This window comes from Glycomyces rhizosphaerae (genome assembly GCF_042647865.1).
GTDB classification, from domain to species: domain Bacteria; phylum Actinomycetota; class Actinomycetes; order Mycobacteriales; family Micromonosporaceae; genus Glycomyces; species Glycomyces rhizosphaerae.
Genome location: NZ_JBHRWO010000019.1, coordinates 117,805 through 142,788, shown reverse-complemented (window position 1 = coordinate 142,788; position 24,984 = coordinate 117,805). Strand labels below are relative to the sequence as shown.

General features: G+C 68.7%; 20 protein-coding genes, 1 tRNA gene and 2 pseudogenes. 10 read left to right on the top strand and 13 right to left on the bottom strand.

Features of this window, described 5'->3' with window-relative positions:
• Positions 1–61: 61 nt before the first annotated feature.
• Both ACFO8M_RS18965 and ACFO8M_RS18960 read right to left on the bottom strand, forming a co-directional pair.
• Positions 62–544, bottom strand: a complete 483-nt coding sequence (locus ACFO8M_RS18965) for a RidA family protein (RefSeq protein ID WP_387978428.1) — start codon at positions 542–544, stop codon at positions 62–64.
• 2 nt (positions 545–546) lie between these two features.
• Positions 547–705, bottom strand: a complete 159-nt coding sequence (locus tag ACFO8M_RS18960; RefSeq protein ID WP_181245771.1) for a hypothetical protein — start codon at positions 703–705, stop codon at positions 547–549.
• 123 nt (positions 706–828) lie between these two features.
• Between ACFO8M_RS18960 and ACFO8M_RS18955 the strand changes: the two genes are divergently transcribed.
• The 3 genes from ACFO8M_RS18955 to ACFO8M_RS18945 are packed head-to-tail and all read left to right on the top strand — an operon-like array spanning position 829 to position 3,525.
• Positions 829–1,413 (top strand): hypothetical protein, encoded by a 585-nt coding sequence (locus ACFO8M_RS18955; protein WP_387978426.1) that lies wholly within the window; start codon positions 829–831, stop codon positions 1,411–1,413.
• A 14-nt stretch (positions 1,414–1,427) separates the two neighbouring features.
• Positions 1,428–2,408 carry an ArsA-related P-loop ATPase gene (locus tag ACFO8M_RS18950; protein WP_387978424.1) on the top strand — a complete coding sequence of 327 codons (981 nt, stop codon included), beginning with the start codon at positions 1,428–1,430 and terminating at the stop codon, positions 2,406–2,408.
• On the top strand, positions 2,401–3,525 hold the full coding sequence (locus tag ACFO8M_RS18945) for an ArsA family ATPase (RefSeq protein WP_387978422.1): 1,125 nt from the start codon (positions 2,401–2,403) through the stop codon (positions 3,523–3,525). Before ACFO8M_RS18950 ends, ACFO8M_RS18945 begins: the two co-directional genes overlap by 8 nt.
• Before the next feature lie 595 nt (positions 3,526–4,120).
• Here the strand turns inward: ACFO8M_RS18945 and ACFO8M_RS18940 are convergent.
• Positions 4,121–4,396: pseudogene (locus ACFO8M_RS18940) on the bottom strand (WhiB family transcriptional regulator); the annotation flags it as partial.
• Between the two features lie 343 nt (positions 4,397–4,739).
• Here ACFO8M_RS18940 and ACFO8M_RS18935 point away from each other — a divergent pair.
• Entirely contained in the window at positions 4,740–7,166 is a 2,427-nt protein-coding gene (locus tag ACFO8M_RS18935) for a transglycosylase domain-containing protein (RefSeq protein WP_387978420.1), read from the top strand.
• Positions 7,167–7,237: 71 nt separating this feature from the next.
• Here ACFO8M_RS18935 and ACFO8M_RS18930 read toward each other — a convergent pair whose 3' ends face one another.
• The 3 genes from ACFO8M_RS18930 to ACFO8M_RS18920 all read right to left on the bottom strand — a co-directional run bounded on the left by ACFO8M_RS18930 (position 7,238) and on the right by ACFO8M_RS18920 (position 9,397).
• Positions 7,238–8,119, bottom strand: a complete 882-nt coding sequence (locus ACFO8M_RS18930) for an ABC transporter ATP-binding protein (RefSeq protein ID WP_387978418.1) — start codon at positions 8,117–8,119, stop codon at positions 7,238–7,240.
• A gap of 109 nt (positions 8,120–8,228) precedes the next feature.
• The gene (locus tag ACFO8M_RS18925) at positions 8,229–9,167 is read right to left on the bottom strand and encodes an endonuclease/exonuclease/phosphatase family protein (RefSeq protein WP_387978416.1); all 939 of its coding nucleotides are present in this window, start codon (positions 9,165–9,167) and stop codon (positions 8,229–8,231) included.
• Between the two features lie 139 nt (positions 9,168–9,306).
• Positions 9,307–9,397: transfer RNA gene (locus ACFO8M_RS18920), tRNA-Ser, on the bottom strand.
• A 107-nt stretch (positions 9,398–9,504) separates the two neighbouring features.
• Between ACFO8M_RS18920 and deoD the strand changes: the two genes are divergently transcribed.
• Positions 9,505–10,212: a purine-nucleoside phosphorylase gene (gene deoD, locus ACFO8M_RS18915; RefSeq protein ID WP_387978414.1), complete on the top strand. Its 708-nt coding sequence runs from the start codon at positions 9,505–9,507 to the stop codon at positions 10,210–10,212.
• 41 nt (positions 10,213–10,253) lie between these two features.
• On the opposite strand, the gene ACFO8M_RS18910 is transcribed toward deoD, so the two are convergent.
• Positions 10,254–12,326, bottom strand: coding sequence for an acyltransferase family protein (locus ACFO8M_RS18910; protein WP_387978412.1), 2,073 nt, complete (start codon positions 12,324–12,326; stop codon positions 10,254–10,256).
• A 406-nt stretch (positions 12,327–12,732) separates the two neighbouring features.
• On the opposite strand from ACFO8M_RS18910, the gene ACFO8M_RS18905 reads away from it, so the two are divergent.
• From ACFO8M_RS18905 to ACFO8M_RS18895, 3 genes are all read left to right on the top strand, one after another.
• Complete coding sequence (locus tag ACFO8M_RS18905) at positions 12,733–14,256, top strand: acyl-CoA carboxylase subunit beta (RefSeq protein ID WP_387978410.1); 1,524 nt, start codon at positions 12,733–12,735, stop codon at positions 14,254–14,256.
• A 45-nt stretch (positions 14,257–14,301) separates the two neighbouring features.
• Complete coding sequence (locus tag ACFO8M_RS18900; protein ID WP_387978408.1) at positions 14,302–15,429, top strand: acyl-CoA dehydrogenase family protein; 1,128 nt, start codon at positions 14,302–14,304, stop codon at positions 15,427–15,429.
• A gap of 195 nt (positions 15,430–15,624) precedes the next feature.
• Positions 15,625–16,122, top strand: coding sequence for a Rieske (2Fe-2S) protein (locus ACFO8M_RS18895; RefSeq protein WP_387978406.1), 498 nt, complete (start codon positions 15,625–15,627; stop codon positions 16,120–16,122).
• Positions 16,123–16,373: 251 nt separating this feature from the next.
• Here ACFO8M_RS18895 and ACFO8M_RS18890 read toward each other — a convergent pair whose 3' ends face one another.
• The 4 genes and pseudogenes from ACFO8M_RS18890 to ACFO8M_RS18875 form a co-directional block, all read right to left on the bottom strand.
• Entirely contained in the window at positions 16,374–16,763 is a 390-nt protein-coding gene (locus tag ACFO8M_RS18890; RefSeq protein ID WP_387978507.1) for a DUF3151 domain-containing protein, read from the bottom strand.
• A 173-nt stretch (positions 16,764–16,936) separates the two neighbouring features.
• Positions 16,937–18,241: pseudogene (gene nhaA, locus ACFO8M_RS18885) on the bottom strand (Na+/H+ antiporter NhaA); the annotation flags it as partial.
• A 44-nt stretch (positions 18,242–18,285) separates the two neighbouring features.
• Complete coding sequence (locus tag ACFO8M_RS18880) at positions 18,286–19,752, bottom strand: alanine/glycine:cation symporter family protein (protein WP_387978404.1); 1,467 nt, start codon at positions 19,750–19,752, stop codon at positions 18,286–18,288.
• A gap of 213 nt (positions 19,753–19,965) precedes the next feature.
• Positions 19,966–20,388 (bottom strand): Fur family transcriptional regulator, encoded by a 423-nt coding sequence (locus ACFO8M_RS18875; protein WP_387978402.1) that lies wholly within the window; start codon positions 20,386–20,388, stop codon positions 19,966–19,968.
• 180 nt (positions 20,389–20,568) lie between these two features.
• Here ACFO8M_RS18875 and ACFO8M_RS18870 point away from each other — a divergent pair, with 180 nt between their 5' ends.
• Entirely contained in the window at positions 20,569–22,038 is a 1,470-nt protein-coding gene (locus ACFO8M_RS18870; RefSeq protein ID WP_387978400.1) for a catalase, read from the top strand.
• A 231-nt stretch (positions 22,039–22,269) separates the two neighbouring features.
• Here the strand turns inward: ACFO8M_RS18870 and ACFO8M_RS18865 are convergent, their stop codons facing one another.
• Complete coding sequence (locus tag ACFO8M_RS18865) at positions 22,270–22,863, bottom strand: helix-turn-helix domain-containing protein (protein WP_387978399.1); 594 nt, start codon at positions 22,861–22,863, stop codon at positions 22,270–22,272.
• Positions 22,864–22,970: 107 nt separating this feature from the next.
• Between ACFO8M_RS18865 and ACFO8M_RS18860 the strand changes: the two genes are divergently transcribed.
• Complete coding sequence (locus ACFO8M_RS18860; RefSeq protein WP_387978505.1) at positions 22,971–23,750, top strand: TSUP family transporter; 780 nt, start codon at positions 22,971–22,973, stop codon at positions 23,748–23,750.
• Here the strand turns inward: ACFO8M_RS18860 and ACFO8M_RS18855 are convergent.
• Entirely contained in the window at positions 23,747–24,844 is a 1,098-nt protein-coding gene (locus tag ACFO8M_RS18855; RefSeq protein WP_387978397.1) for a calcium:proton antiporter, read from the bottom strand. The genes ACFO8M_RS18860 and ACFO8M_RS18855 overlap by 4 nt on opposite strands.
• Between the last annotated feature and the right edge of the window lie 140 nt (positions 24,845–24,984).

Here is a 24,984-nt window from a genome sequence, read left to right as displayed (position 1 = left end):
CTTCGCGAACGCGAACGGCCGGCCCCGCCTCGCGGCGGGACCGGCCGGGAAAGCCGTGTTGCTACACCAGGACGGTCTTCGCGCTCGGGGCGAGCCGCGCGATCAACTCGACCTCGACCGGGGCGCCCAGCGGCAGCTCGGACACGCCGACCGCGCTGCGGGCGTGCGTCCCGGCCTCGCCGAAGACCTCCCCCAGGAGCTCCGACGCGCCGTTGACCACCTTCGGCTGACCGGTGAACCCGGGAGCCGAGGCCACGAAGCCGACGACCTTCACGATCTGCACGACCTCGTCGAGCGAGGCGATCGAGGCAACCGCGGCGAGGGCGTTCAACGCGCAGATCCGGGCCAGGTCGTAACCCTGCTCCGGATCGACCTCCGCACCGACCTTGCCGGTCGCGAGCAGCGCGCCGTCGACCATCGGCAGCTGGCCCGAGGTGTACACGTAGTCCCCCGACCGAACGGCCGGCTGGTAGGCGGCCAGCGGCGGCACCACCGCCGGCAAGGTGAGTCCCAGGCGCGCCAGCGCCTTGTCCACATCGGTCACCGCTACTGCTCCTTCTTGCGCTTGAAGTACGCCACGAGCTGCTCCGAGTTCTGGCCGGGCAGGACGGTCACCAGTTCCCAGCCGTCGTCCCCGAACGTATCGAGGATCATCTTGGTGTTGTGGATCAGCAGCGGCGCGGTGAGGTACTCCCATTTCTCCATGCGCCCACAGTACGGCGTCTTGATCGAGCGGCGTCGCACCGCTACGCTCAGAGTGCGTCGCCTCCCCCGAAGTCCTTACGGTGCGCCACAGTCGGCCGCACCAGTCGAACCAGGGAGTTCCACGTGTCGTCAGACACCAGTGCCCAGCCTTCAGCGAATGCGGCCAATGCAGACAGCGACCGGACCGGCGACGCGACCGCCCCGGCGCCCGAGATCCCGAAACAGACCAGGCAAGCCGCCGCCATGCCCGGCCGCCACGAACCGCCGAGCGACCGGTCCAGCCATGTATGGACATGGGTGACCGTGGCCGCGGTGCTCGCGTTCTGCGTCGCCCTCGTCTTCGGCGCGATGCGCCTCTACGTGGGCGTCAACGACATCACCGACACCCCCGAACACACCGTCGACGCGTTCCTCGAAGCGCTGCTCGCCCAACGCGACGCCGAAGCCGCCGCCGCGTGGCTGTGCGCCGACAAGGCCGACAGCGACCTGAGCGAGGCCGTCGCCGCCCTGTCCTACACCGACGGTCCGGGCGAGTTCAAGTGGAGCAACGTGGCCGAGACCGGCCGTTCGGTCGGCGCGGCCACGGTCGAGGCCGACATCCACGTCGGCGACGGCGGCGCGTTCGCAGAGCCCACGACATGGGAGTTCGCGCTCGTGGCCGAGGAAGGCGAGCCGCAATGGCTCATCTGCGGGATCACGGCGGAATGACTAGACTCCGTTGAATGACTGCCTCTGCGCTCCCGGTGCCGCGCCTGCACATCGTCACCGGGAAGGGCGGCACGGGGAAGACCTCGGTCGCGGCGGCGATGGCGCTGGCGCTGGCCGGCACGGGCAGGCGGGTCCTGCTCGTGGAGGTCGAAGGGCGCCAAGGGATCGCGCCGCTGTTCGACGCGCCGTCGCTGGGTTACGAGGAGCGGCATCTGGCCGCGGGCCTCGACGGCGGGGAGGTCTTCGGGCAGTCCGTGGACGCCGACGAGGCTCTCCTGGACTACCTGACGATGTTCTACCGGCTCGGCTCGGCCGGAAAGGTGCTGCAGAAGTTCGGCGCGATCGACTTCGCGACGACGATCGCGCCGGGGCTGCGGGACATCCTGCTGACGGGCAAGCTCAAGGAGGCGGTGTCGCGCACCGAGTCGGGGCGGATGGCCTACGACGCGGTGGTGCTGGACGCGCCGCCGACGGGCAGGGTCGTGAAGTTCCTGAACGTGACGGTGGAGAGCGGGCGGCTGGCGAAGACCGGCCCGATCGGGAAGCATTCGCGGTCGGTGGCGCGGATGCTGCACTCCTCGCTGACCTCGGTGCACGTGGTGACGACGCCGGCGGCGATGCCGGTGCAGGAGACCGTGGACGCGCACCGCGAGCTCATGGCCGCGGACCTGCCGGTCGGGCACCTGGTGCTCAACAAGGTCGCCGGGGCGAAGACCGTGGAGGTCGACGCGGAGGAGATAGCGGCGGGCCTGGCCCGCGCGGGCCTGCCGGCAGACGAGACGCTCGGCTCCGCTCTCGTGGCCGGCCTCATGGAGGAGTACGCGGCGGCGCGGACGGAGATCGAAGCGGTGGGCGCGTACCGGGACCGGCTCGAGCAGCTCGGGCAGCCGGTGGCGGAGCTGCCGCTGCTGCCCGAAGGGGTCGACCTGTCGGGGCTGTACCAGCTGGCGCGCGTGCTGCGGCCGGGGATCGTCGGAGGGCTGCGCAATGTCTGAGATGCCGGGGCTCGATGTCGACGCCCTCCTGGGCGACGAGGGCAAGCATGTGATCGCCTGCTGCGGTTCGGGCGGGGTCGGGAAGACCACGACGGCGGCGGCGCTGGCGCTGCGCGCGGCCGAGGTGCACGGGCGGCGCACGGTGGTGCTGACGATCGACCCGGCCCGGCGGCTGGCGCAGTCGCTGGGGATGGAGGCGCTCGACAACACCCCGACGGCGGTGGCAGCGGTGCGCGGCGGGTCGCTGGACGCGATGATGCTCGACATGAAGCGGACGTTCGACGAGGTCGTGGCCTCGCATACGACGCCGGAGCGGGCGGCGGAGATCTTCGCGAACCCGTTCTACCAGGCGGTGTCCTCGACGTTCTCGGGCACGCAGGAGTACATGGCGATGGAGAAGCTCGGGCAACTGCGCGCGACCGGCCGGTGGGACCTGATCGTGCTCGACACGCCGCCCTCGCGGTCGGCCCTGGACTTCCTCGACGCCCCGGCGCGTCTGGCCCGGCTCCTGGACGGACGGGTGATCCGGCTGCTGTCGGCATCGACCCCGGGGGCGCGGCGGTCGATGCTGTCGCTCATGGGCGCGAGCGCGGCGGTGTTCACCCGCGTGTTCAACAAGGTCCTCGGCGGACACCTGCTCACCGACGTCGCGGAGTTCACCGCGAGCCTGGAGGACACGTTCGGGGGCTTCAGGAAGCGCGCCGAGGCGACCTTCCAAGCGCTGCAGGACGACCAGACGTCGTTCCTGGTGATCGCGGCCCCGGAGCCGGCGGCGGTGGGCGAGGCCGTGTACTTCACGCGGCGGCTCACCGAGGAGCGGATGCCGCTGGACGGGATGATCCTCAACCGGTTGACGCCGGTGGCGGCGGACCTGACGGCCGAGCGGGCCCTGGGGGCGGCCGCGGCACTGGAGGAGTCGGACGCCGACGACCCGGTGGCGGCGGTGCTGCGGACCCATGCGGACCTGGCGCGGCGGCGAGCCGCGGAGGAGCGGGTGGCGGCCCGGTACGCGGCCGCGTGCCCGGAGGTGCCGCAGCGCTGGCTGCCGTCGCTGGGCGTCGAGGTCGTGGACCTCGATGACCTGCGTGCCTTCGGTGCGGTGGCCGCGGGTTCTTGATCGCGGCCGGATCGGCTGGGCGTCGGCGCCCGCGGTTATCGATCTTGGTGCGGCCTGGAGGCTTCGGTTCGACCGCGGTGGCCGAGTTTCGTGCGGCCCAAAGGCCTCGGTTCATCGGCGATCTCGGTTCCGGCCCGGAGGCCTTGGTTCGATCGCCGTGGGCGAATTTGGTGCGGGCGGATCGCTGGTGGCGATCCGCCCGCGCTTGTTCTCGCGAGGTGTGCCGGTAGGAGCCGCGCGCGGAGGCCTCCGCGCGCGGTCTTCGGGGGCGGCTCCCGGGATTCCCACATTGCCGCCGGTCCTACCTGCACCGGCGCCTACCCGCTCTCCACCACCACCGGCGAGTAGGCGTTTTTGCTATACAACAATCACATGTCCGGTCGCGACCGCCAAGAACTCTTTTTCGACCTGTGGATAACTTTGCGAACATTACTTATTTTGCCTGTTCGCATGCGGGGATGTTATCCACAGGGAACGAAAACGCGCCCGGACGGTGGTGCCGTCCAGGCGCGGTGCTCATGCCTTCACTTGAGAGGCTCGCCGGTAAGAAGTTGACGTCTACCGGTATCCGGCGCCGGTTGCCCTTGCGGGCGCTTCGCTGTTCCTCCTCCAGTGCGACCTCGAAGACCGCTCTCCAGGAGCGGACATCGGCGTGCCTTCGCAGCAGCGCCCTCCGCTCCCGCTCGGTCATGCCGCCCCAGACTCCGAACTCGATACGATTGTCGAGTGCGTCGGCGAGACATTCCAGCCGTACCGGACAGCCGCGGCACACTTTCTTCGCGTTGTTCTGCTCTGCTCCTTGCACGAACAGGGCGTCAGGATCACCTTCCTGACATAGCGCCTTGGTCGTCCAGTCGATCAGCAGTCCCATCCGCATGACCTCCCCGTGAGATCTTTCCCTTCATACCCCCCGACGACTACAGTCGAGTGAGCTCTCGCTCACTCAAAGTGGCCGTCAGAACGGACCCTACACCTCTTGTAAGGGTTTGACTACTCTCCGAGACGAAAATCGGACGCCCTGGGACGGCTTCACCCCTACGGTTCACTACGCGATGGCAGCTCGCGATAATAACGATTCCGATACGGGCGCATCCGGTCTTCAGGAGTGCGGCGTATCTAAAGCGGGCATTCGCGTGGTCTTGCAGGCGAGTCGCCATTCGGCACATGCGTGCCGCCGCTCCCGCAGTTCCCGACGTTCGTTCTAATCTGAGGCGGTGGAGACCTTGAAACGCGACCGGAGTCCCCTGGGGGACGGCGTAGCGCTGCTGATCTGCGGCGTTCTCGCCGGCATACTCGCGGCCGCGGCCGCATTCCCCCTCGTCGGGCTCGGCGGCCTCGTTGCCGAGAACAGCGTCAACTCCTTCGAGGCGCTGCCGACGGAACTCACCAAGCCCACCCTGCCGCAGACGACCTATGTGTACGCCTCGGACGGCGAAACCCTCATCACCTCCTTCTACGAGGAGAACCGGCGCGAGGTCACCCTCGACGAGGTCTCCCCGGTCATGATCGACGCACTCCTGTCCGCCGAGGACTCGAAGTTCTACGAGCACAACGGGGTCGACTGGGCCGGGATCGTTCGCGCCGCCGTGGCGAACCAGGGCGGCGACTCCCAGGGGGCGTCGACCCTCACCATGCAGTTCGTACGCAATACCCTGATCTACTCGGCTTCAACCATCGACGAAGTGATCGCCGCGTCCGAGGATTCCTACGAGCGCAAGCTCCGAGAAGCCCGATACGCCATGGGAGTCGAAGAGACGATGTCCAAAGAGGACATCCTCGAGGGCTATCTGAACGTGATCTACCTCGGCAACCAGGCCTACGGGGTCCACGCCGGCTCGTACGCCTACTTCAACAAGCCCCCGAGCGAGCTGACCGTGGCCGAGGCCGCGACGCTCGCGTCGCTGCCGAAGTTCCCCTCACTCGCCGACGGCCTGCTCGACGGCGAAGGCGACGACAAGCCGATCGTGGAGCGCCGCGACTGGGTCCTCCAGCGCATGGCCGACCTCGGCAAGATCACCCAGGCCGAGGCGGACGAGGCCAAGGCGCTGCCGCTGGGCCTGAACCCGCGCCCGGTCCGCAGCGAATGCGTCGACGTCGCGACCCCCAACTGGGGCTTCTTCTGCGACTACTTCAAGGAGTGGTGGGCCGGCCAGGAACTGTTCGGCGAGACCGAGCGCGACCGTATCTCACTGCTCAAGCGCGGCGGTTTCAAGATCGTGACCAGCCTCGACGCCGACCTCCAGAACGACGCCACCGAGCGCCTGATCGAGGAGGTGAGCGTGAACAACTCCGCCGCGCTCGGATCGGTCACCATCACCCCGGGCACCGGGCACATTCGCGCGATGGCCGTGAACCGCAACTACAGTCTCGACCAGACCGAGAACAAACCCCGCACCGACGGCGACGACTCCAAACCGTCGAACTACCCGAACACGACGATCCCGCTCCTCAGCGGCAACGACGAAGTCCACGGCTACCCGGCCGGTTCGACATTCAAGATGTTCACCCTGCTCGCCGCCCTCGAAGAGGGCTGGCCGCTGCGGGCGACGATCCCCAACCCGTCCAAGTACATCTCGCACTACCCGGCCGGCGAGGACGCCGACTCGGACGTCAGCTGCGAGGCCGGCGGCCGGACCGTGTGGTGCCCCAACAACTCCATCTCCTCCTCAGCGCCGCTGAACCTCTGGAGCCTGTTCGGCCGCTCCTCGAACACGGGATTCGTGGCACTCCAGGAGGCGATCGGCACCGAGAAGGCTTACGACGCCGCCAAACGCGCCGGGCTCTCCTTCTACTCCGGCGGCGGCATCGTCGCCGCTGAGGAGAACGGGAACGTGAACGACTACGGCTCGTTCACCCTCGGCATGGACCCGACCTCGCCGATGGACATGGCCGAGGCCTACGCCACCGTCGCCGCCGGAGGTGTCCACTGCAACCCGCTGCCGGTCATGCAGGTCTTCGACGCCACCGGCAAGGAATGGCCCGAAGCCGCAGCGCCGCAATGCGACCAGGCGTTCTCCGAAGAGGTCGCCAACGCGGCCGTCAGCGCCGGCCGCTGCGTCGTCGGTCAGAACGCCGAGGGCACCAACTGCTCCGGCAGCGGTACCGCCGCCGCCTACACCGGCGGGTTCGACCGTCCGCTGTTCGGCAAGACCGGCACCGCCGAGTCCGACCGCTCCTACTGGTTCATCGGCTCGACCCCGAACGCCACCACCGCGACCTTCGTCGGCGACCCGGACGCCAGCTTCCGGTCCGAAGTGGCCAGTGAAGGGCTGAAGGTCTCCGTCAAGGAAGTCGGCGTCTCCATCCTCAAGAAGGCCGTCAAGGACCTCGACGAGGAGGACTGGGCCAAGCCCACCAGCACCATGTCGAACGGCAAGGACCTCGTGTCGATCCCGTCGATCGACTGCATGGACCCCGACGACGCCCGCTCGCGGGTCGCCAACGCCGGCTTCGAGGCGTCGATCGCACCCGGCCAGTTCGATTCCGACTGCAAAGAGGGCGAAGCGTTCTCGACCTCGATGACCGGCTCGGCCCCGAATGGCACGCCTATCTACATCCTCGTCTCCAACGGCAAGGACTACAAGGAAGAGGACAAGCCCGGGGACGGCGAGTCGCCCTCCACGCCGCCCGGCCGGGACTGACGCGCACGACAACTGCGGGCCCGCGCCTTTCGGCGCGGGCCCGCAGTCTTTTTGGGAGGAAGGAAAGTTCGCTAGGTGGCCTGCGGCATCACCAGGGTGCCGGGCTCGACCCGGTCGGAGGGCGTCGCACCGTGCGACGTGTCGTCGTGGAGGTGATTGCCTTCGCGCAGTTGGCCGTCGCGGATCGTCACCGCGCGCTCGGCGCGCTCGGCCACCTCGTGGTCGTGGGTGATGATCAGGATCGTCAGACCCTCGGCGTGCAATTCGTCCAATGTGGCCATGATCGAGTCGGCCGTCTTCGAGTCCAGGTTGCCCGTGGGCTCGTCGCACAGCAGCAGGCTCGGCCCGGCCGCCAGGGCGCGCGCGATCGCCACGCGTTGGCGCTCACCGCCGGAGAGCGTGGTCGGCAGCGCGTCGAGGCGGTGCGACAGGCCCACCAGTTCGAGCTTCTCGCGCGCGATCTGGCGCCGCTTGCGCTTCGGGACGCCTTGGTACACCAGGGACATCGCGACGTTCTCAGTCGCGGTGCGGTGCGCCATGAGGTGGAAGGCCTGGAAGATGAACCCGATCTTGTCGGCGCGCAACTGGGTCCGGTGCGATTCCTTCATCGTCGAGGTGTCGTGCCCGTCGAGCCAGTACGTGCCCGCCGTGGGCGCGTCGAGGAGCCCGAGGAGGTTCAGCAGCGTCGACTTGCCCGAGCCCGAGGGGCCCACGATCGCGACGTACTCGCCGTCCTCGATCCGCAGCTCGACCGGTTTGAGCGCCTCCACCGGCGGCGGGCCCGGGTAGGTCATGCCCACCCCGGACAGCTCGATGAGCGCGTGCCCGCCGGCGGCGGGCTCTGTGTCGGCGACGCGCGCGAACACCGCCGTGTCGGAGGCGTCATCGGCGGGGCCGTTCACGGCTCCGCCGCCGAGGGTCGGCAGGATCATGGTCGCGTCGTCTTCGGTCACGTCTCCAAGACGCCTGAACCGTCGCGAGTGGTTGCACGCCGCGGAGGATCGCGTCGGCGAACGTTCCGCGGGGGCCCTCGGCGGGAGCGGCCCTGCGGGGAAGCGCGCCTTAGGAGAAGGCGAAATCGGCCAGGATCGGGCGGTGGTCGGAAACGGTCGCTTCGAGCACGTCCGAGCCCGTGGCCTCCAGGCCCCGGTACAGGACCTGGTCGATCCGCGCCATCGGCGAGTCGGCCGGCCAGGTGAACCCGAAGCCCTTCCCGGCGTCGGCCTGCGCCGAATGCAGCTGGTAGGTGATGGGGGCGAGTGCCCGGTCCTGCGAGGTGCCGTTGAGGTCCCCGGCGAGGAGCACCCGGTCGAGCTGCTCGTCGGCGATGGCCTCCCCCAGGAGCAGCGCGGTCTCGTTGCGCTGCGCGGAGGTGAAGCCCTCGGTGTTCACGCGCACCGACAGCAGGTGCGCGACGTAGACCGCGACCTGCTCGCCGTCGATCTCGATCGCGGCGCGGAACGCGCGTGCCCAGCCGAGGTTGAGGTCCACCTCGTAGGAGTCGAGGACCGGGTAGGCCGACCACAACGCCACGGTGCCATAGGACACCGAGTACTCGTACCGCTCGTCCAGGACCTCGCTCCAGGCGTAGCGCTGGTCCTCGGTGAGCTCGACCAGGACGATCACGTCGGGGTCGGCGGCCAGCAGGGTCGCGGCGGTGCCCTCGGTGTCGGTGTTCTCGGCGTTCACGTTGTGGGCGACGACGCGGAAGTCGCCCTCGCCGACGTGCTTGTCGGGGATGAGCGCGGCGTACATCTGGAACCACACCAGGCCCGGTAGCAGCGCGCAGATGATCGCGACGGGTCGGCGGCGGATCGCGGCGAGGATCAGCAGGACGGGGACGGCCAGGCCGAACCAGGGCAGGAACGTCTCGATGAGGCTGCCGAGGTTGAACCAGCGGTTGGGGATGAACCGGTGCAGGAGCAGGATCGCGGCGAGGAGCAGGGAGAGGACGATGACCGCTCCGCTGAAGATCTTCCCGCCCGTCGAGGATCGGCTCACCCGCTGCCCGCCTTTCACCACTGGAGCGGCGCTGCCGCGCCGAACGCGCCAGGAGGCGGCGCGGTCCCGACAGGTTAGCCGCCCTTGCCAAGAAACGACGAACGCCGGGCCTGATGTTCAGGCCCGGCGTTCGCAACGCTGGCGGTGGCGGTGGGATTTGAACCCACGGTTGAGGGTTACCCAACACTCGCTTTCGAGGCGAGCTCCTTCGGCCGCTCGGACACGCCACCGCGGAGAACACTACCGGATCGCGACGGATCGCGCGAAACCGGCCTCGGCGATCCAGCTCACAGCCGGTCCCCGCAAATTCATGGGATGTTTATGAGAAGCTGGCGATATGACTGCACACATCTCCGCCAAGCCGGGCGACATCGCCGAGAGCGTCCTCCTGCCCGGGGACCCGCTGCGTGCGAAGTGGATCGCCGAGAACTTCCTCGACGATGCGTCTTGCTACACCGAGGTCCGGAACATGTTCGGGTACACCGGCACCTACAAGGGCAAGCGCGTGTCCGTGCAGGGCACCGGGATGGGCCAGCCGTCGGCCTCGATCTACACCCACGAGCTGCTCGACGTCTACGGCGTCAAGACCGTGGTTCGCGTGGGTTCGGCCGGTGCGATCCACAACGACATCGAGCTGCGCGACGTGGTCGCCGGGATCGGCGCCTCCACCAACTCGTCGATGAACCGCATCCGCTTCAACGGCGTCGTCGACTACGCCCCCGTGGCCGACTTCGGCCTGCTGCGCGCCTCGGTCGACGCGGCCGCCGCACGCGGGATCAACCTGCACGTGGGCCAGCTGTACTCCTCCGACACGTTCTACACCGACGCGCCCGAAGTCGAGGCCAAGCTCGCCGACTACGGCATCCTGGCCATCGAGATGGAGGCCGCGGCGATCTACACGCTCGCCGCGAAGTTCAAGGCGCGCGCGCTGGCGCTGTGCACCATCTCCGACCACATCCTCAAGGGCACCGAGCTGCCCGCGGCCGACCGGCAGGAGTCGTTCGTAGAGATGTGCGAGATCGCCTTGGACGCGGTCACCGCTTAGGTTCTTGTTGAGGCCCGGCTCGTTGGAGCCGGGCCTTTCGCCTACCCCGCAGCGGAGTTGGCGAGGGCGGCGGCGAGTTCGGCCTCGAGGTAGGGGCCGAGGGTCGCGGCGTAGGTGTTGGTCAGGTGGGCGTCGTCGCGGTAGACGAGGACATTGCCGACCACGGGCGGGCAGGCCCGCGGGCCGCAGATGAAGCCGGTGAGGTCGACCTTGTGCACCCCTTCGGGGACGTCGAGTTCTTCGAACGCTCGGTCGTCGTAGTAGGAGGCGCGGTCGACGGTGCATTCCGCGGCGTCGGCCCCGTGGAGGTCGACGCACAGCGGGATGTCGAAGCGCGGGCTCGGGGTGTCGCGGACGGCGACGACGGTGGTGCCGGTGGCGAGGAGCTGCTCGTAGCGGTCGGTGTAGTCGGGGAAGGTCTCGTAGGCCTCGTAGCCGACCCGGGAGCCGTAGGTGAAGACGAGGTCGGGCCCTATGCGCGCGATCTCGGCGACGACGGCGTCGTTCCAGGCGGCGCAGGAGCGGTAGCGCTCTTCGCCCAGGGCCTCTTGGCCGGTCTCGATGATGCAGGCGTTCTTGGTGTACGCGATGACGTGCCAGTCCCGGGCTTCGGCGGCTTCGAGGACTGCCGGGAGCCACTGCCAGATCTTGGAGCCGCCGTACATGACGACGGTCGCCGCGGCGGTTTCCTCGTCCGTGCCGAAGTCGCATCGGATCGGCTCGTAGCCCTCCATGGTCTGGTTGCACTGCCCCGAAAGCGCGGGGTCGTAGTCCTCGGCGGCATCCAGTGTGGATGGCGCGAATTCGGCGTCGGGGACGTCGAGGCCTTCGGCGAGGGCGGCCGCGCCCGGGTACCTCGCGGGGTCGGCGACGGCTTCGGCCAGGCGGTCGCGTTCGAAGGCGATGTACCAGGTGAGGGCCGCGTAGGAGGCGAGGACGAGGGCGAGGCAGGCCGCGCCGAGGGCGAAGGCCCCGCGTTTGGTCTTCTGGCCCAGTCCCGTTGCGGGGAGCCGCCATTCGAGGGCCCAGTGGGTGGCCCAGGCGAGGAGGGTCGCGGCGGCGAGGACGCCGAGGCCGCCGAGGAGCGTGGCGGTGTCGCGGCCGGTGGCGGTGAGGTAGCAGATGAGGATCGGCCAGTGCCACAGGTACAGCGTGTACGAGAGGTCGCCGAGCCACTGGACCGGCCGCGCGTTCAGCAGGTGCCCGGCGCCGGTGCCGGGGCGCAGCGAGGCGGCGATGACCACTGCGCAGGCGCCGCCGACGGGCCAGAGCGCGGCGAGACCGGGGAACTGGGTGCTCTCGAGGAAGAAACCCGCGAAGAGGAGGACCGCGACGCCGGCCCAGCCGAGCCCGGAAGCGATCCATTTGCGCTGCGGCACTTCGGGACCGGTGAAAGCGGTGCGGAGGCGCGGGAGGGCCAGGGCGAGGAGGCCGCCCGCGGCGAACTGCCACAGGCGGGCGCGGAGGTCGAAGTAGGCGAAGGCCTGGTTCGTCGCGGTCTCCCACAGCGCGAAGGCGAACGAGGCCGCGAAGACGAGCGCGAGGGCGGCGGCGAGGACGCGCGTGCGGCTCCGGCGGGTGCGCGCGGCGAGCGCGACCGAGGCCGCGATGAGGATCGGCCAGAGCACGTAGAACTGCGCTTGGACGCCCATGGACCAGTAGTGCTGGACGATGCTCGCGCCGTTGTTGGAGGAGAGGTAGTCGACGGAGTGGACCGCGAGGTTCCAGTTGCCGAAGTAGAGGGCCGAGGCGAGGATGTCGCCGAGCTGCTGGTTCCAGGTGGCGCGCGGGAGCCAGAGGACGGTGAGGAGCACCGTGGCCGCGGCGACGACGAGGGCGGGCGGGAAGATGCGGCGCACGATGCGGGCGGCGAAGGCGAGGGGCGCGACTGAGCCGGTCTTCTCGACCGAGCGCATGAGGCTCGCGGTGATGAAGAAGCCCGAGAGCAGGAGGAACACGTCGACGCCGCCGGAAACGCGGTCGAACCAGATGTGGTAGACCGCGATGACGACGATGGCGAGGCCGCGGAGGCCGTCGATCTCGCGCAGGCGCGGGGGCCGGGGGGCCGCTCGCTCCGGCGCGGGAGCGGTGGTCGGGGCGGCGCTGGTGCTCATGGGTCTCCGGGGAGGCGGCGTGTTGGGGGCACGGTGCGGTGGTCCATCGAGCCTAGCGGCGGCGGGCCATGGTGCGGCGCGGGGCGCTTGCGGCGGAACGTGAGTGCGGCGGTTCGCGGCGGATGCCCGCAAATCGGGCATCCGCGGTCGCCCCCGATTCGATGGTGCCCGAAGGGTGCGACAGTGCGGCCGGACCGGATCGGCGATCGATCGAACCGATACGGCGGTTCACGACGTTCACGGGCAAATCGGGCGTCACGAGGCGCGCCCGAATCAACAATGCCCGAGGTGTCGGACAACTGAATGAGCCGCAATCCGGATTCGTTGACACGCGGGGATTCGCGAGACACAATATGCTTGCCTTAACGATCGTTAAGGGACGACGACCGGCAAGGGAGGCGGCGGCGTGGACTTCAGCGGGGACTACACGGACGAACGCGCGCGTATCGAGCGCGGCGGCGCCGAGAAGTACCACCAGGCGGCCGCCGCCGCGGGCAAGTACCACGCCCGCGAGCGCATCCGGCGCCTGTGCGACCCCGACTCCTTCCGCGAGGACAACCTCTGGGCCAACCCCGACCCGACCCTCCCCGCCGACGGCGTCGTCGTCGGCACCGCCACGGTGCAGGGCCGCCCGATCCGGCTCATCGCCAACGACTCCACCGTCAAAGCCGGCTCCTGGGGCGCGCGCACCGTCGAGAAGATCATCCGCACCGTCGAAGCCGCCCAGCTCGAACAGCACCCCATCGTCTACCTCGTCGACTCCGCCGGCGCCCGCATCACCGACCAGGTGCAGCTCTTCCCCGGCCGCCGCGGCGCCGGACGGATCTTCCACGAGCAGGTCCGCGCCTCCGGCCGCGTCCCCCAGGCCTGCGCCCTCTTCGGCCCCAGCGCCGCCGGCGGCGCCTACATCCCCGCGTTCTGCGACGTCGTCGCCATGGTCGACGGCAACGCCTCCATGTACCTCGGCAGCCCCCGCATGGTCGAGATGGTCACCGGCGAGAAGACCACCCTCGAGGACATGGGCGGCGCCCGCGTCCACTGCGAGCAGTCCGGCGTCGGACACTTCCTGTGCCGCAACGAGGACGAGGCCATCGCCTCGGTCCGGCGCTGGCTCTCCTACCTGCCGTCGAACTGGACCCAGCCCGCGCCCGTGCGCGCCGCCAGACCCCCGCTCCCCGTGGACCTCGCCGCCGCCATCCCGGCGAGCGAAGCGGCGCCGTTCGACATGCACGCGCTCATCGACGGCCTCGTCGACCGCGATTCGGTCCTCGAAGTGCAGGCCCGCTGGGCCGGGGAGCTCATCACCGCGTTCGCCCGCCTCGACGGCAGGCCCGTCGGCGTCGTCGCCAACAACTCCGGCGTGCGCGGCGGCGTCCTGTTCTCCGACTCCGCCGACAAGGCCGCCCGCTTCGTGTCCACATGCGACTCGTTCAACGTGCCGCTGCTGTTCCTCGCCGACGTCCCCGGCTTCATGGTCGGCTCCGCCGTCGAGCACGGCGGCATCATCCGCCACGGCGCCAAGATGATCGCCGCCGTATCCGAAGCCACCGTGCCCAAACTCTGCGTCGTCGTCCGCAAGGCCTACGGCGCCGGCCTCTACGCCATGGCCGGACCCGCCTTCGGCTCCGACGCCGTCCTCGCCCTCCCCACCGCCCGCATCGCCGTCATGGGCGCCGAAGCGGCCGTGAACGCCGTGTACGCCAATAAGATCGCCGCCATCGAAGACCCCGCGGAGCGCGAGCGCTTCGTGGCCGACAAACGGGCCGAATACGAAGCCGACGTCGACCTGCGCCGCCTCGCAGGCGAACTCGTCGTCGACGACATCATCGAACCCGCCGAACTCCGCGATGACCTCATCGCCCGATTCCGCCGGCTGACCCACAAGGACCGCCGGTTCTCCGACCGCAGACACCCGATCACACCGGTGTAGACGCCACGGCGCCGCTTGCGAGCCGTAATCGAGTAAGGAGCAGCCATGAGACTCGACATTGAGCAGACCGAATTCGCCGCAGCCGTGCGCGCATTCGCCCAAGACCAGATCAAACCGGTCATCGGCGACTTCTACGAACGCGGCGAGTTCCCCGCCGACCTCGTCCGCGAACTGGGCAAGCTCGGCGTCCTCGGCGTCACGCTCCCCGAGGAGTACGGCGGCGCCGGAGCCGGCCTCTTCATGCTCGGCCTCGCCCTCGAGGAGATCGCCCGCGTCGACGCCTCCGTGGCCGTCACCGTCGAAGCCTCCGTGACCCTCGGCGCCGAAGGCATCGCCCGCTACGGCAGCCCCGAGCAGCAGGCCAAATGGCTCCCGCGACTCGCCGCCGGCGAAGGCCTCGTCGCGTTCGCCCTCACCGAACCGAGCGGCGGCACCGACGCCGGGCGCACGGACACCAAGGCCCGCTTGGAGAACGGCGAATGGGTCATCGACGGCGCCAAGTGCTTCATCACCAACGCCGGCACCGTCATGACCGACCTCATCATCGCCACCGCCCAGACCGGCCCCGGCGAAGTCTCCTGCATCGCCGTCGAACCCGGCACCCCCGGGCTCGAGATCGGCCCCGAGTACTCGAAGGTCGGCTGGCGCGCCTCCGACACCAGGCCCGTCTACTTCGACGGCTGCCGCGTCCCCGAGTCCAACCTCGTCGGCCAGCGCGGCCGCGGCTTCGTCCAGTTCCTCGAACTGCTCGACAGCGGCCGGGTTGCCCTCGCGGCGCTCGCCACCGGCTCGGCGCAGGGCTGCCTCGACGAGTCGCTGGTGCACGCGAAGGAGCGGGAGGCGTTCGGGCGGCCGATCGCCGAGAACCAGTCGATCGCGTTCATGCTCGCCGACATGCGGCTGCGGGCGCACACGTCGCGTCTGGCCTGGCAGGACGCGGCGTTGAAAGCCGATGCGGGGGAGCCGTTCGGGACGGATGCGGCGCTGGCGAAACTGCATGCTTCGCAAGCGGCGGTGGAGAACGCGCGGGATGCGACGCAGATCTTCGGTGGGTACGGGTTCATGAACGAGACGCCGGTGGCGCGGGCGTGGCGGGACTGCAAGGTGCTGGAGATCGGGGAGGGCACGAACGAGGTGCAGCGGATGCTGATCGCGCGGTCACTCGGTGTGTAGCGGCGGTGCGGAGGCTGTGAGATCCCTGAGAAGTTGATGAAGCTTCAACTAAAACTCTTGATATTGGGCTTCTGCGCGTGACAAGCTCGGCATTCCGGCGTTAGCGTTGCGGCCGTAGGCGCCGCAACGGCACGGCCACGGCTCGCAGGCAGCCGAGGCCGGCCAGGGCGCCGCAGACGCGCAAGGAGCTCAAGAATGACCGACACCAGAGCCGGAACCGATCTGGCGAGGAACGTGCTGGCCAGGGGCGTCGCCTCCCGACGCGGAGTGATGTGCGGGGTGGCCGGGCTCGGGGCCGTGGGCGCGCTCAGTGCGTGCGGCACCGCCGAGTCCCCGTCGTCGAGTGCCGACCCCTCCACCGGGACCGACGACGCCTCGACTGAGGGTGGTTCGACGGGCGAGGGCGGCGGCGGTACGGGGATCGCGGCGACCGCTGATGTTCCCGAAGGCGGCGGCATCGTCGTCGACGAGACCGTGATCGTGCAGCCGAGCGCCGATGAATTCGTGGCGTTCTCGGCGGTGTGCCCGCATCAGGGCGCGATCGTGGCGGCCCCCGACGCTGAGGGCACCATCATCTGCCCGCGGCACCAGTCGGCGTGGTCCCTCGATGGCGCGTTGGAGGAGGGCCCGGCGGAGGTCAATCTGTCCGAAGTGGAGATCACGGTTGAGGACGGCCAGATCTTCCTGGCCTAAGTAGGCGAGCGGAAGCGGCCGGGGCGCATGGCGCTCCGGCCGCTTTGCTGTGCCAATTTACGACTCGCAAGCTTCGTCGAGGCCGCCAATTTACGACTCGCAAGCTTCGTCGAGGCCGCCAATTTACGACTCGCAAGCTTCGCCGAAGCCGCCGATTTACGACTCGCAAGCTTCGTCGAGGCCGCCGATTCACGACTCGCTAGCGTCGTCGAGAAGGCACATGTACGTCTCGCTGGGAACGCCCTGGCGGTCTAGGTCAGGGCGTCGGCCGCGGCCGGGTCCGAGTCGCGCAGGAACTGGGCGCAGCGGGCGGCCTCGTCGGCTTCGCCGATGGCGGCCGCGGACCGCGAGAGCTGGTGGAGGGACTTGAGGAACCCGCGGTTCGGCTTGTGGTCCCAGGGGATCGGGCCGTGGCCCTTCCAGCCGCTGCGGCGCAGCTGGTCGAGGCCGCGGTGGTAGCCGGTGCGCGCGTACGCGTAGGCGGCGACGTCGTCGCCCGACTCGAGGGCGTTCTTCGCCAGGCGGGCCCAGGCGGCGCAGAACCACGGGAAGCGGCGGACCGTGTCCTCGGGCGAGTGCTCGTCAAGGAACGTCCTGGCCTCGGTGTCCTCGGGCAGCTTCGTCGCCGGAGGCTGGGACATGAGATTCTGCGGAGCCAATACGCTGTCCTCACTCTAGGGTCGAGTCGCTGTGAATGCAGTCGAGCAAAGCCTAACCCCGCGTTCGCGGCGTCCTCCACAGCCCGCTCGTCCTCGTTCTCTTGGTCGCGTCGCGAGGTCTTCGGGGCGGTCAGGTGGACGGCGAGCGCGCCGAGGACGGCGGCCACGAAGGACGCGCAGAGGACGCCGATCTTGCCTTCGTCGGTGAGGAGCTGGGCGTCGCCGCCGCGGAAGGCGAGTTCGGTGATGAAGAGGGCGACGGTGAAGCCGATGCCGGCGACCATGGCGATGGCGGCGAGGAGCGGCCAGGTGGTGCCGGTGGGCATGCGGCCCCAGCCGAGTCTGACGACGAGCCAGGTGACGGCGGTGATGCCGATGAGCTTGCCGACGACGAGGCCCAGGATGATCCCGAGGGTCACCGTGGAGGCGAGCGCGGCCGCGAACAGGTCGCTGGAGAGGGCGACGCCGGCGTTGGCGAGGGCGAAGAGCGGCAGGACCACGAACGAGGAGAACTGGTGGTTGCGTGCCTGGACGCGCTCGGTCGGCGGTACGGCGTCGCGGGCGAACTTGACGAGCTTCTCGGTCTCTTCGGCGGTGAGCCCGTCCTTGGCCATCTCCTGGGCTTCGGCGTGGGCGACCCGCGGGTCCAGGAGGGGCCTGGCGGAGATGATGAGGCCCATGATGACGCCGGCGATGGTGGCGTGGACGCCCGATTCGAGCATGGCGACCCAGAGCGCGATGCCGATGACGAGGTAGACCGGGGCGGACCAGACGTGGAGCAGGCGCAGTGCGATCGCGAGGGCGGTGAGGGCGCCGGCGGCGGCGAGCCAGGCCATGGAGAGGTCGTCGGTGTAGAAGACGGCGATCACGGCGATGGCGCCGAGGTCGTCGACGATCGCGAGGGTGAGCAGGAAGATCCTTGCGGCCGAGGGGATGCGGGAGCCGAAGAGGGCGAGGACGCCGACGGCGAAGGCGATGTCGGTGGCCATGGGGATGCCCCAGCCGTCCGCGCCCGCGCCGCCCGCGTTGAGGGCGACGTAGATGAGGGCGGGCGCCGCCATGCCGCCGATGGCGGCGGCGATGGGCGGGACGGCGTTGCGGGGGTTGGAGAGTTCGCCGGAGACGATCTCGCTCTTGATCTCCACGCCCACTACGAAGAAGAAGATGGCCATGAGGCCGTCGTTGATCCAGTCCTTGAGGGTGTGGTGGAGTTCGAAGTCCCCGAACTGGAACGTGATGTCGAGGCCCCAGACGGCCTCGTACGAAGCGGCCCAGGGCGAGTTGGCCCAGAGCATCGCGATCACGGCGCACACGACGAGCACGACGCCCGCCGCCGGTTCGATCTTGAGGAACGCGGCGGCGGGGCGGCCGACATAGCGGGCGAGGGGGCGTCGCGAGTAGAGGAACGCCGGCTCTGAGCGCCAGATGGGTGACTTCCAGGGTTCCTTCGACTGCGACATGCGAGTGAGCCTATCTAGCCGTCAGACACGGGCGCATGTCGTCGTCACTTCTCGTATGCCTGTGCCACAGGTTCCGTATCGGTCTCCGACTCGGGCTCCCACACCTGGACTCCCTTGAGTCCGGGCACGTTCTCGCGGGTGAAGACCGGGTCGAGGCCGGCCTTGCGCTGCTTGTCGTAGTCGCGCAGGACCTTGTAGGCCACACCGGCGAGCGCCAGGACGGCGATGAGGTTGACGGTGGCCATGAGGCCCATGGTGACGTCGGCGATGGCCCATACGTCGTCGAGCGAGGCGATCGAGCCGAGGAAGACCAGGCCCACCACGATGACGCGCAGTCCGTGGACCATGAACGGCTTGTCGAGCATGTACTTCACGCTCGACTCGCCGTAGTAGTAGTTGCCCACCACCGAGGTGAAGGTGAACAGCACCAGGATGAGCGCCATGACTTGGAGGGCCCAGCCGCCGAGCGCCGCGTCGACGCCGCGGGTGACGAGGTTGATCGTCGAGTCGCCGTAGACGGGGTTGGTGGTGAGGATGATGAACGCCGAGATCGAGCAGATGAAGAGGGTGTCGAAGTAGACGCCGAACGCCTGGGTGAGGCCCTGCTTGACCGGGTGGCTGACCGAGGCGGTGGCTCCGGCGTTGGGGGCCGAGCCCATGCCGCCCTCGTTGGAGAACATGCCGCGGCGCACGCCCATGAGGATGACGGTGCCGATGGTCGCGCCGGCGAACTGCTCGATGCCGAAGGCGGAGTTGAAGATGTTCTCGATCGCGCCGGGGAGCTGGTCGGCGTTGATGATGACGATGGCGCCGCCGATGAGCAGGTAGACGATCGCCATGATCGGGACGGCCAGCTGGGTGAAGTGGGCGATGCGCTTGAGGCCGCCGAAGACCACCGCGGCGGTGATGGCCGCCAGGACGAGGCCGATCACGAGCGAGGTGCCGTCGCCGGTGGTCACGCCCATCCCGTCGAGGGAGTCGTTGACCGCGCCGGTGAAGGTGTTGGCCTGCACCATGTTGAAGCTGAACGGGTAGGTGAAGATGAGGATGACCGAGAAGACGACGCCCATCCATGGCAGCCCGAGGCCGTGCTTCATGTAGTAGGCGGGACCGCCCTTGAAGCCGCCGTCGGGGGTGCGCTCCTTGTAGACCTGGGCGAGGGTGGACTCGGCGAACGCCGCGCCCGCTACCACGATGGCCATGAGCCACATCCAGAAGACCGCCCCGGGCCCGCCGAGGGCGATGGCCGTGGAGACGCCGACGATGTTGCCGGTGCCGACGCGAGCGGCCGAGGAGATGGCGAAGGCCTGGAAGGCCGAGATCTTCTTGGTGCCGTCGGGGAGGTCGCCCGGGTCCTCGCGCAGCCCGCGGAACATCTGGCCGATCAGGCGGAACTGGACGCCCTTGGTGAGGACGAGGTAGATGATGCTGGCGATGACGATCAAGGGGATGATGCCCCACTGCCAGAACAGGTCGTTGACCATCAGTGTCTGCTTGAGGAGGTCGTCCACTCCGGGCTCCTTCGTTCGGGCGTGCAGGCTCGTGGCCTGAACCTAATGGGCGGAAGGGGTACTCGCTGCGAATTCGGGGTCGAGGCAGCCCGCTGAAGGTATCGGAGCGGATTAGGACAAGGCAAGCGAAACGGGCAGTCGTGATCGTATCGTCACCGAAGCGCGACTAGCGCGCGATAGTCGACACTGACATGAAGGGACCGAGAGGATCGGTTACGCTGCAGCGCTTTGGCACTCGGGGCACAGGCCCCGGAACGTGATGGAGGCGCGCGTGACCGAGAAGCCGTGGCGTTCGTCGCCGGGGAGCCAGTCGATCGGGTCGGCCATCGTGTGGACGTCCTTCATGAGGCCGCAGCCCTCGCAGATGAGGTGGTGGTGCTCGTGGTCGGCATTGGGGTCGTAGCGCTTCGAGCGCCCGTCGAGGGTGAGTTCGAGGACCTCGCCGAGGGCGACCATCTCGTTGAGGGTGTTGTAGACCGTGGCGCGCGAGAGCTCGGGCATGCGCTCGCAGGCGCGCTCCAGGATCTCATCGGCGGTGTAGTGCACGTGGGAGCCCTCGAGGGTCTCGGCGATGACGCGTCGCTGCGGCGTGATGCGCCAGTTGTGGCGCCGAAGTCGGGTAACGAGGTCGCTCATGCTGTTCTCTCAACGCGGTCGGGGCATTGAATACCACCCTAGCAGGCGAAACGATGTGGCACTACTTACCTTGGACTGGATCTTGACTTAGACAAAGTCTAAGCTAGGATCGAGTCGAAGACAAGGATTCCGTCAGCGGCCGTGCTGCGGGGATCTGAGAACGCTAGAGAGGGCCACGCTATGAGCGAGCAGTTCGACAACACTGCTGGGCCGCTGACCACCGAGTCCGGCGCGCCGATCTCCAACAACAACCAGAGCGAGGCCGCCGGCGCCGGCGGGCCCCTGCTCATCCAGGACCAGGTGCTGCTGGAGAAGCTCGCGCACTTCAACCGCGAGCGCATCCCCGAGCGCGTCGTCCACGCCCGCGGCGCCGGCGCCTACGGCACCTTCACCGTGACCGCCGACGTCACCAAGTACACGAAGGCGAAGTTCCTTTCCCAGGTGGGCAAGGAGACCGAGACGTTCCTGCGCTTCTCCACAGTGGCCGACTCCCTCGGCGGCGCCGACGCCCGCCGCGACCCGCGCGGCTGGGCCCTGAAGTTCTACACCGAAGAGGGCAACTACGACCTCGTCGGCAACAACACCCCGGTGTTCTTCATCCGCGACGCGATCAAGTTCCCCGACTTCATCCACACCCAGAAGCGCGACCCGTACACCGGTTCGCAGGAAGCCGACAACGTGTGGGACTTCTGGGGCCTCTCCCCCGAGTCCACCCACCAGGTCACCTGGCTCTTCGGCGACCGCGGCATCCCCGCCTCCTACCGCCACATGAACGGCTACGGCTCCCACACCTTCCAGTGGGTCAACGAGGCCGGCGAGGCGTTCTGGGTCAAGTACCACTTCAAGACCGACCAGGGCATCAAGAACCTCACCTCCGAAGAGGCCAACAAGCTCGCCGGCGAGGACCCCGACTCCCACCAGCGTGACCTGCGCGAGTCCATCGAGCGCGGCGACTACCCGACCTGGACCGTGCAGGTGCAGATCATGCCCGCCGCCGAGGCCGCGACCTACCGCTTCAACCCGTTCGACCTCACCAAGGTGTGGCCGCACGAGGACTACCCGCCGATCGAGATCGGCAAGCTCGAGCTCAACCGCAACCCGGAGAACATCTTCGCCGAGGTCGAGCAGTCGATCTTCTCCCCCGCGCACTTCGTGCCGGGCATCGGCCCGAGCCCCGACAAGATGCTGCAGGGCCGCCTCTTCGCGTACGGCGACGCCCACCGCTACCGCGTCGGCATCAACGCCGACCACCTGCCGGTCAACCGCCCCCACGCCACCGAGGCGCGCAACGGCAACCGCGACGGCCAGGGCTACGACGGGCGCCACGGCGGCCAGAAGAACTACGAGCCGAACTCCTTCGGCGGCCCGAACGAGACCGGCCAGGCCCTGTGGGCGCCGCTCGCGCTGAACGGCCAGACCGGCGAGTGGGAGACCCCGAAGCACTCGGAGGACGACGACTTCGTGCAGGCCGGGAACCTCTACCGGCTCATGGGCGCGGACGAGCAGGACCGCCTGATCGCGAACCTGGCCGGCTTCATCGCCAAGGTCAGCCGCGACGACATCGCCGAGCGCGCCATCGCGAACTTCGCGAAGGCCGACGAGACGTTCGGGAAGCGGCTCACCTTGGCTGTCGCCGAACTGCGCAAGTAGAGACGCCGAGAGCCGCGGGCCTTCAGTAAGAAGCCGCCGGGCCCGCGGCTTTTCGACAACGACCCGCTCTGGCAGCCCCCTGTCGGAAGCGCCGGAACGGGTCCGACCGCCCGGTCGGGGCCTTGGGAAGGGCACCTCGACCGGGCGTTTCGCGTCCGGGGCCACGTCGTTCAGGGGTCCAGACGCGGATCGGCCCGGCGGGAAGCCCGCCGGGCCGATCCGCTTCGCGCGCTAATCCTCCAGGACGCGCCCGCACTCGCCGCATTCCGGCGGCTTCTGGCGCGGCACCTCCACGAACTCCTCGGCCACGATCCACAGTTTCCAAAGCTCCGCGTGCTCCCGGATCACCGTGATCGACGTGATGTCGTCACGGCTGGGCCGCTCCAGACCCCACATGATGTCCAAGGGCTCCCTGTGCTTCGCGAGCTTCACCTCGCGGCCCTTCAAGTAGTAGCCGGCCCGCGAGTACACCAGCTGCGTCTGCTCGCCGTGCTCCTTCGGCACCGGCTCACGGCTGCGGCCGTTGAGGAACGAGTGGTACTCGGTGTGGAGCTGCCGGGCGATCTGCTGGAGCGGCACCGACGAATAGGCCTTGACCCACCGGTTCGCGGGCTGGTTCTTCCACTTGGTCAGGCGGGCCGAGATCTCCGCGTACGAGATCTTCTCCCCCTTCGCGCGCCATTCGCGCTGGAACACCGACAGCGACCAGTTGTACACGGCCCGAACCGCTTCCAGCGTTTCGTCCAGGTTCCGGCGCTGCTGGTCATCGGGGTCGAACGTATACTCGTAGCCGCGTTTCACCAAGTGGGTCATAGGCTTCGTCATGTCCATGACCTGTTGATATCAGACGATTACACACCGACACGTGTTCCTCACCTCATCGGCGTGTCTCCTGACCGTGCGGCAAGTAACTTGGCCTGGTGCCCTTCGACATCGACCCCGGCCTGTTCGCCCTGCTCATCGGCGCGGCGATCTTCGCCGGATGGATCGACGCAGTCGTCGGCGGCGGCGGCCTCGTCCAGCTCCCCATGCTCCTGGTGGCCTTCCCCACAGCACCCACGGCCCTGATGCTGGGCACCAACAAGTTGGCATCGGTGTTCGGCACCACGACCTCCGCGATCGCCTACGCCCGCAAGATCAAACTCGAACACCGGCTCCTGTGGCCCACCGTCGGCCTCGCCCTCGTCGGCTCCGCCGCCGGAGCCCTCGCCGCGCTCTCCGTCTCATCGAACGCGTTGAAGCCCATCATCATCGCCGTCCTCCTCGCGGTCCTCGTCCTCGTCGTCGCCAAACCCCAGCTGGGCCTCGAACCCCGACCGGAACTCCACACGCGAATGCGCGCCGCCGCGGTCCTCCTCGTGTGCGGCGTCGCGATCGCCTTCTACGACGGCATCATCGGCCCCGGCACCGGCATCTTCCTGGCACTGGCCTTCACCTCGATCCTCGGCATGGACTTCCTGGCCGCCGCCGCGCACACGAAAGTGGTCAACGTGACCACCAACCTCGGCGCCCTCGCCGTGTTCGCACTGCAGGACAACATCTGGTGGCTGCTCGGCCTCACCATGGGCCTCGGCACCATCCTCGGCGCCTGGTTCGGCGCCCACACCGCGATGGCCAAGGGCGCCAAGTTCGTCCGCTTCGTCCTCGTCCTCGTCGTCCTCGCGCTCCTGGCCCGACTCAGCTGGGACGTCTGGAACAGCTGGAACGGTTAAGGGTTGATCGCCAAGAACAGGTAGGCCGCCAGCAGCACCAGGTGCACGCCGCCCTGCAGGCGCGTGGCCCGGCCCGGGACGATCGTCAAGACGCTCACCACGACGGTGAGACCGAGCAGCACGATCTCCGTCGAACCCAGACCCAGCAGCAGCGGGCCGTCCATCCAGAACGAGGCCACCGCGATCACCGGAATGGTCAGGCCGATCGACGCGATCGCCGAACCGTAACCGAGGTTGATACTGGTCTGGATGCGGTCGCGGCCGGCCGCGCGGATCGCCGCGATCGACTCCGGCAGCAGCACCAGCAGCGCGATCGCCACACCGACCGACGAAGCCGGGAACCCGGCCGCCAGCACCCCGGCCTTGATCGCCGGCGACTCCGCCTTCGCCAACCCGACCACGCCGACGAGCGCCACCATCAGCATCGCGAGACTCACCAGCGCCGTCCTCCCGCTCGGCGGATCCGCATGCGCCTCCTCCGTGACGATCCCGTCCTCGGTCACCGGCAGAAAGAAGTCGCGGTGGCGCACGGTCTGCGTGAACACGAAGAGGCCGTAGAGGATGAGCGAAGCCGCCGCGGCGAACACCAACTGCGACGTCGAATACTCCGGACCGGCTTCACTGGTCGTGAACGTCGGCAGCACCAGACCCAAGGTCGCGAGCGTGGCCACCGTTGCCAGCGCCGCGCCACTGCCCTCGGGGTTGAACAGCGTCGTCCCGTACTTGAGCGCGCCGACGAGCAACGCGATGCCGACGATGCCGTTCGTGGTGATCATGACCGCCGCGAACACGGTGTCGCGAGCGAGCGTCTCAGCGTCCGGCCCGCCACCGGCCATCACCGTGACGATCAAGGCGACCTCGATGACGGTGACCGCCACCGCCAGCACCAGCGACCCGTACGGTTCACCGACCCGGTGGGCGACCACCTCGGCGTGGTGCACCGCGGCGAGCACCGTGACGATGAGCGCGACCGCCGCGACGATCACGAGCCCCGCACCCAGCTCCCGCCCCCAGACCCCTGCCAGCACCGCGATGCCCAGGATCGGTGCAATGACGTGGAAGGAGAGCAGCGGGTTCCTTCTGACGGCGGCCATGGGCGCATGGTTTCACAAAGCGGACACCCCGCTGTGCGACTTCACGGATCGGATGGATCCGCCCACAAACCGTTGATCGTCCCCATTGTTCCTGGCAGCGTTGGTAGGTGGGGCGCCGCCACTCGCACCTCCCGCTCCGA

Excerpts from the sequence above, each read along its gene's own strand:
- deoD (WP_387978414.1), top strand. The coding sequence starts at position 9,505 with ATGACTGCACACATCTCCGCCAAGCCGGGCGACATCGCCGAGAGCGTC.
- ACFO8M_RS18900 (WP_387978408.1), top strand. The coding sequence starts at position 14,302 with ATGAGACTCGACATTGAGCAGACCGAATTCGCCGCAGCCGTGCGCGCA.
- ACFO8M_RS18870 (WP_387978400.1), top strand. The coding sequence starts at position 20,569 with ATGAGCGAGCAGTTCGACAACACTGCTGGGCCGCTGACCACCGAGTCC.
- ACFO8M_RS18950 (WP_387978424.1), top strand. The coding sequence starts at position 1,428 with ATGACTGCCTCTGCGCTCCCGGTGCCGCGCCTGCACATCGTCACCGGG.
- ACFO8M_RS18875 (WP_387978402.1), bottom strand. The coding sequence starts at position 20,388 with ATGAGCGACCTCGTTACCCGACTTCGGCGCCACAACTGGCGCATCACG.
- ACFO8M_RS18855 (WP_387978397.1), bottom strand. The coding sequence starts at position 24,844 with ATGGCCGCCGTCAGAAGGAACCCGCTGCTCTCCTTCCACGTCATTGCA.
- ACFO8M_RS18945 (WP_387978422.1), top strand. The coding sequence starts at position 2,401 with ATGTCTGAGATGCCGGGGCTCGATGTCGACGCCCTCCTGGGCGACGAG.
- ACFO8M_RS18960 (WP_181245771.1), bottom strand. The coding sequence starts at position 705 with ATGGAGAAATGGGAGTACCTCACCGCGCCGCTGCTGATCCACAACACC.
- ACFO8M_RS18890 (WP_387978507.1), bottom strand. The coding sequence starts at position 16,763 with ATGTCCCAGCCTCCGGCGACGAAGCTGCCCGAGGACACCGAGGCCAGG.
- ACFO8M_RS18895 (WP_387978406.1), top strand. The coding sequence starts at position 15,625 with ATGACCGACACCAGAGCCGGAACCGATCTGGCGAGGAACGTGCTGGCC.
- ACFO8M_RS18910 (WP_387978412.1), bottom strand. The coding sequence starts at position 12,326 with ATGAGCACCAGCGCCGCCCCGACCACCGCTCCCGCGCCGGAGCGAGCG.
- ACFO8M_RS18865 (WP_387978399.1), bottom strand. The coding sequence starts at position 22,863 with ATGACGAAGCCTATGACCCACTTGGTGAAACGCGGCTACGAGTATACG.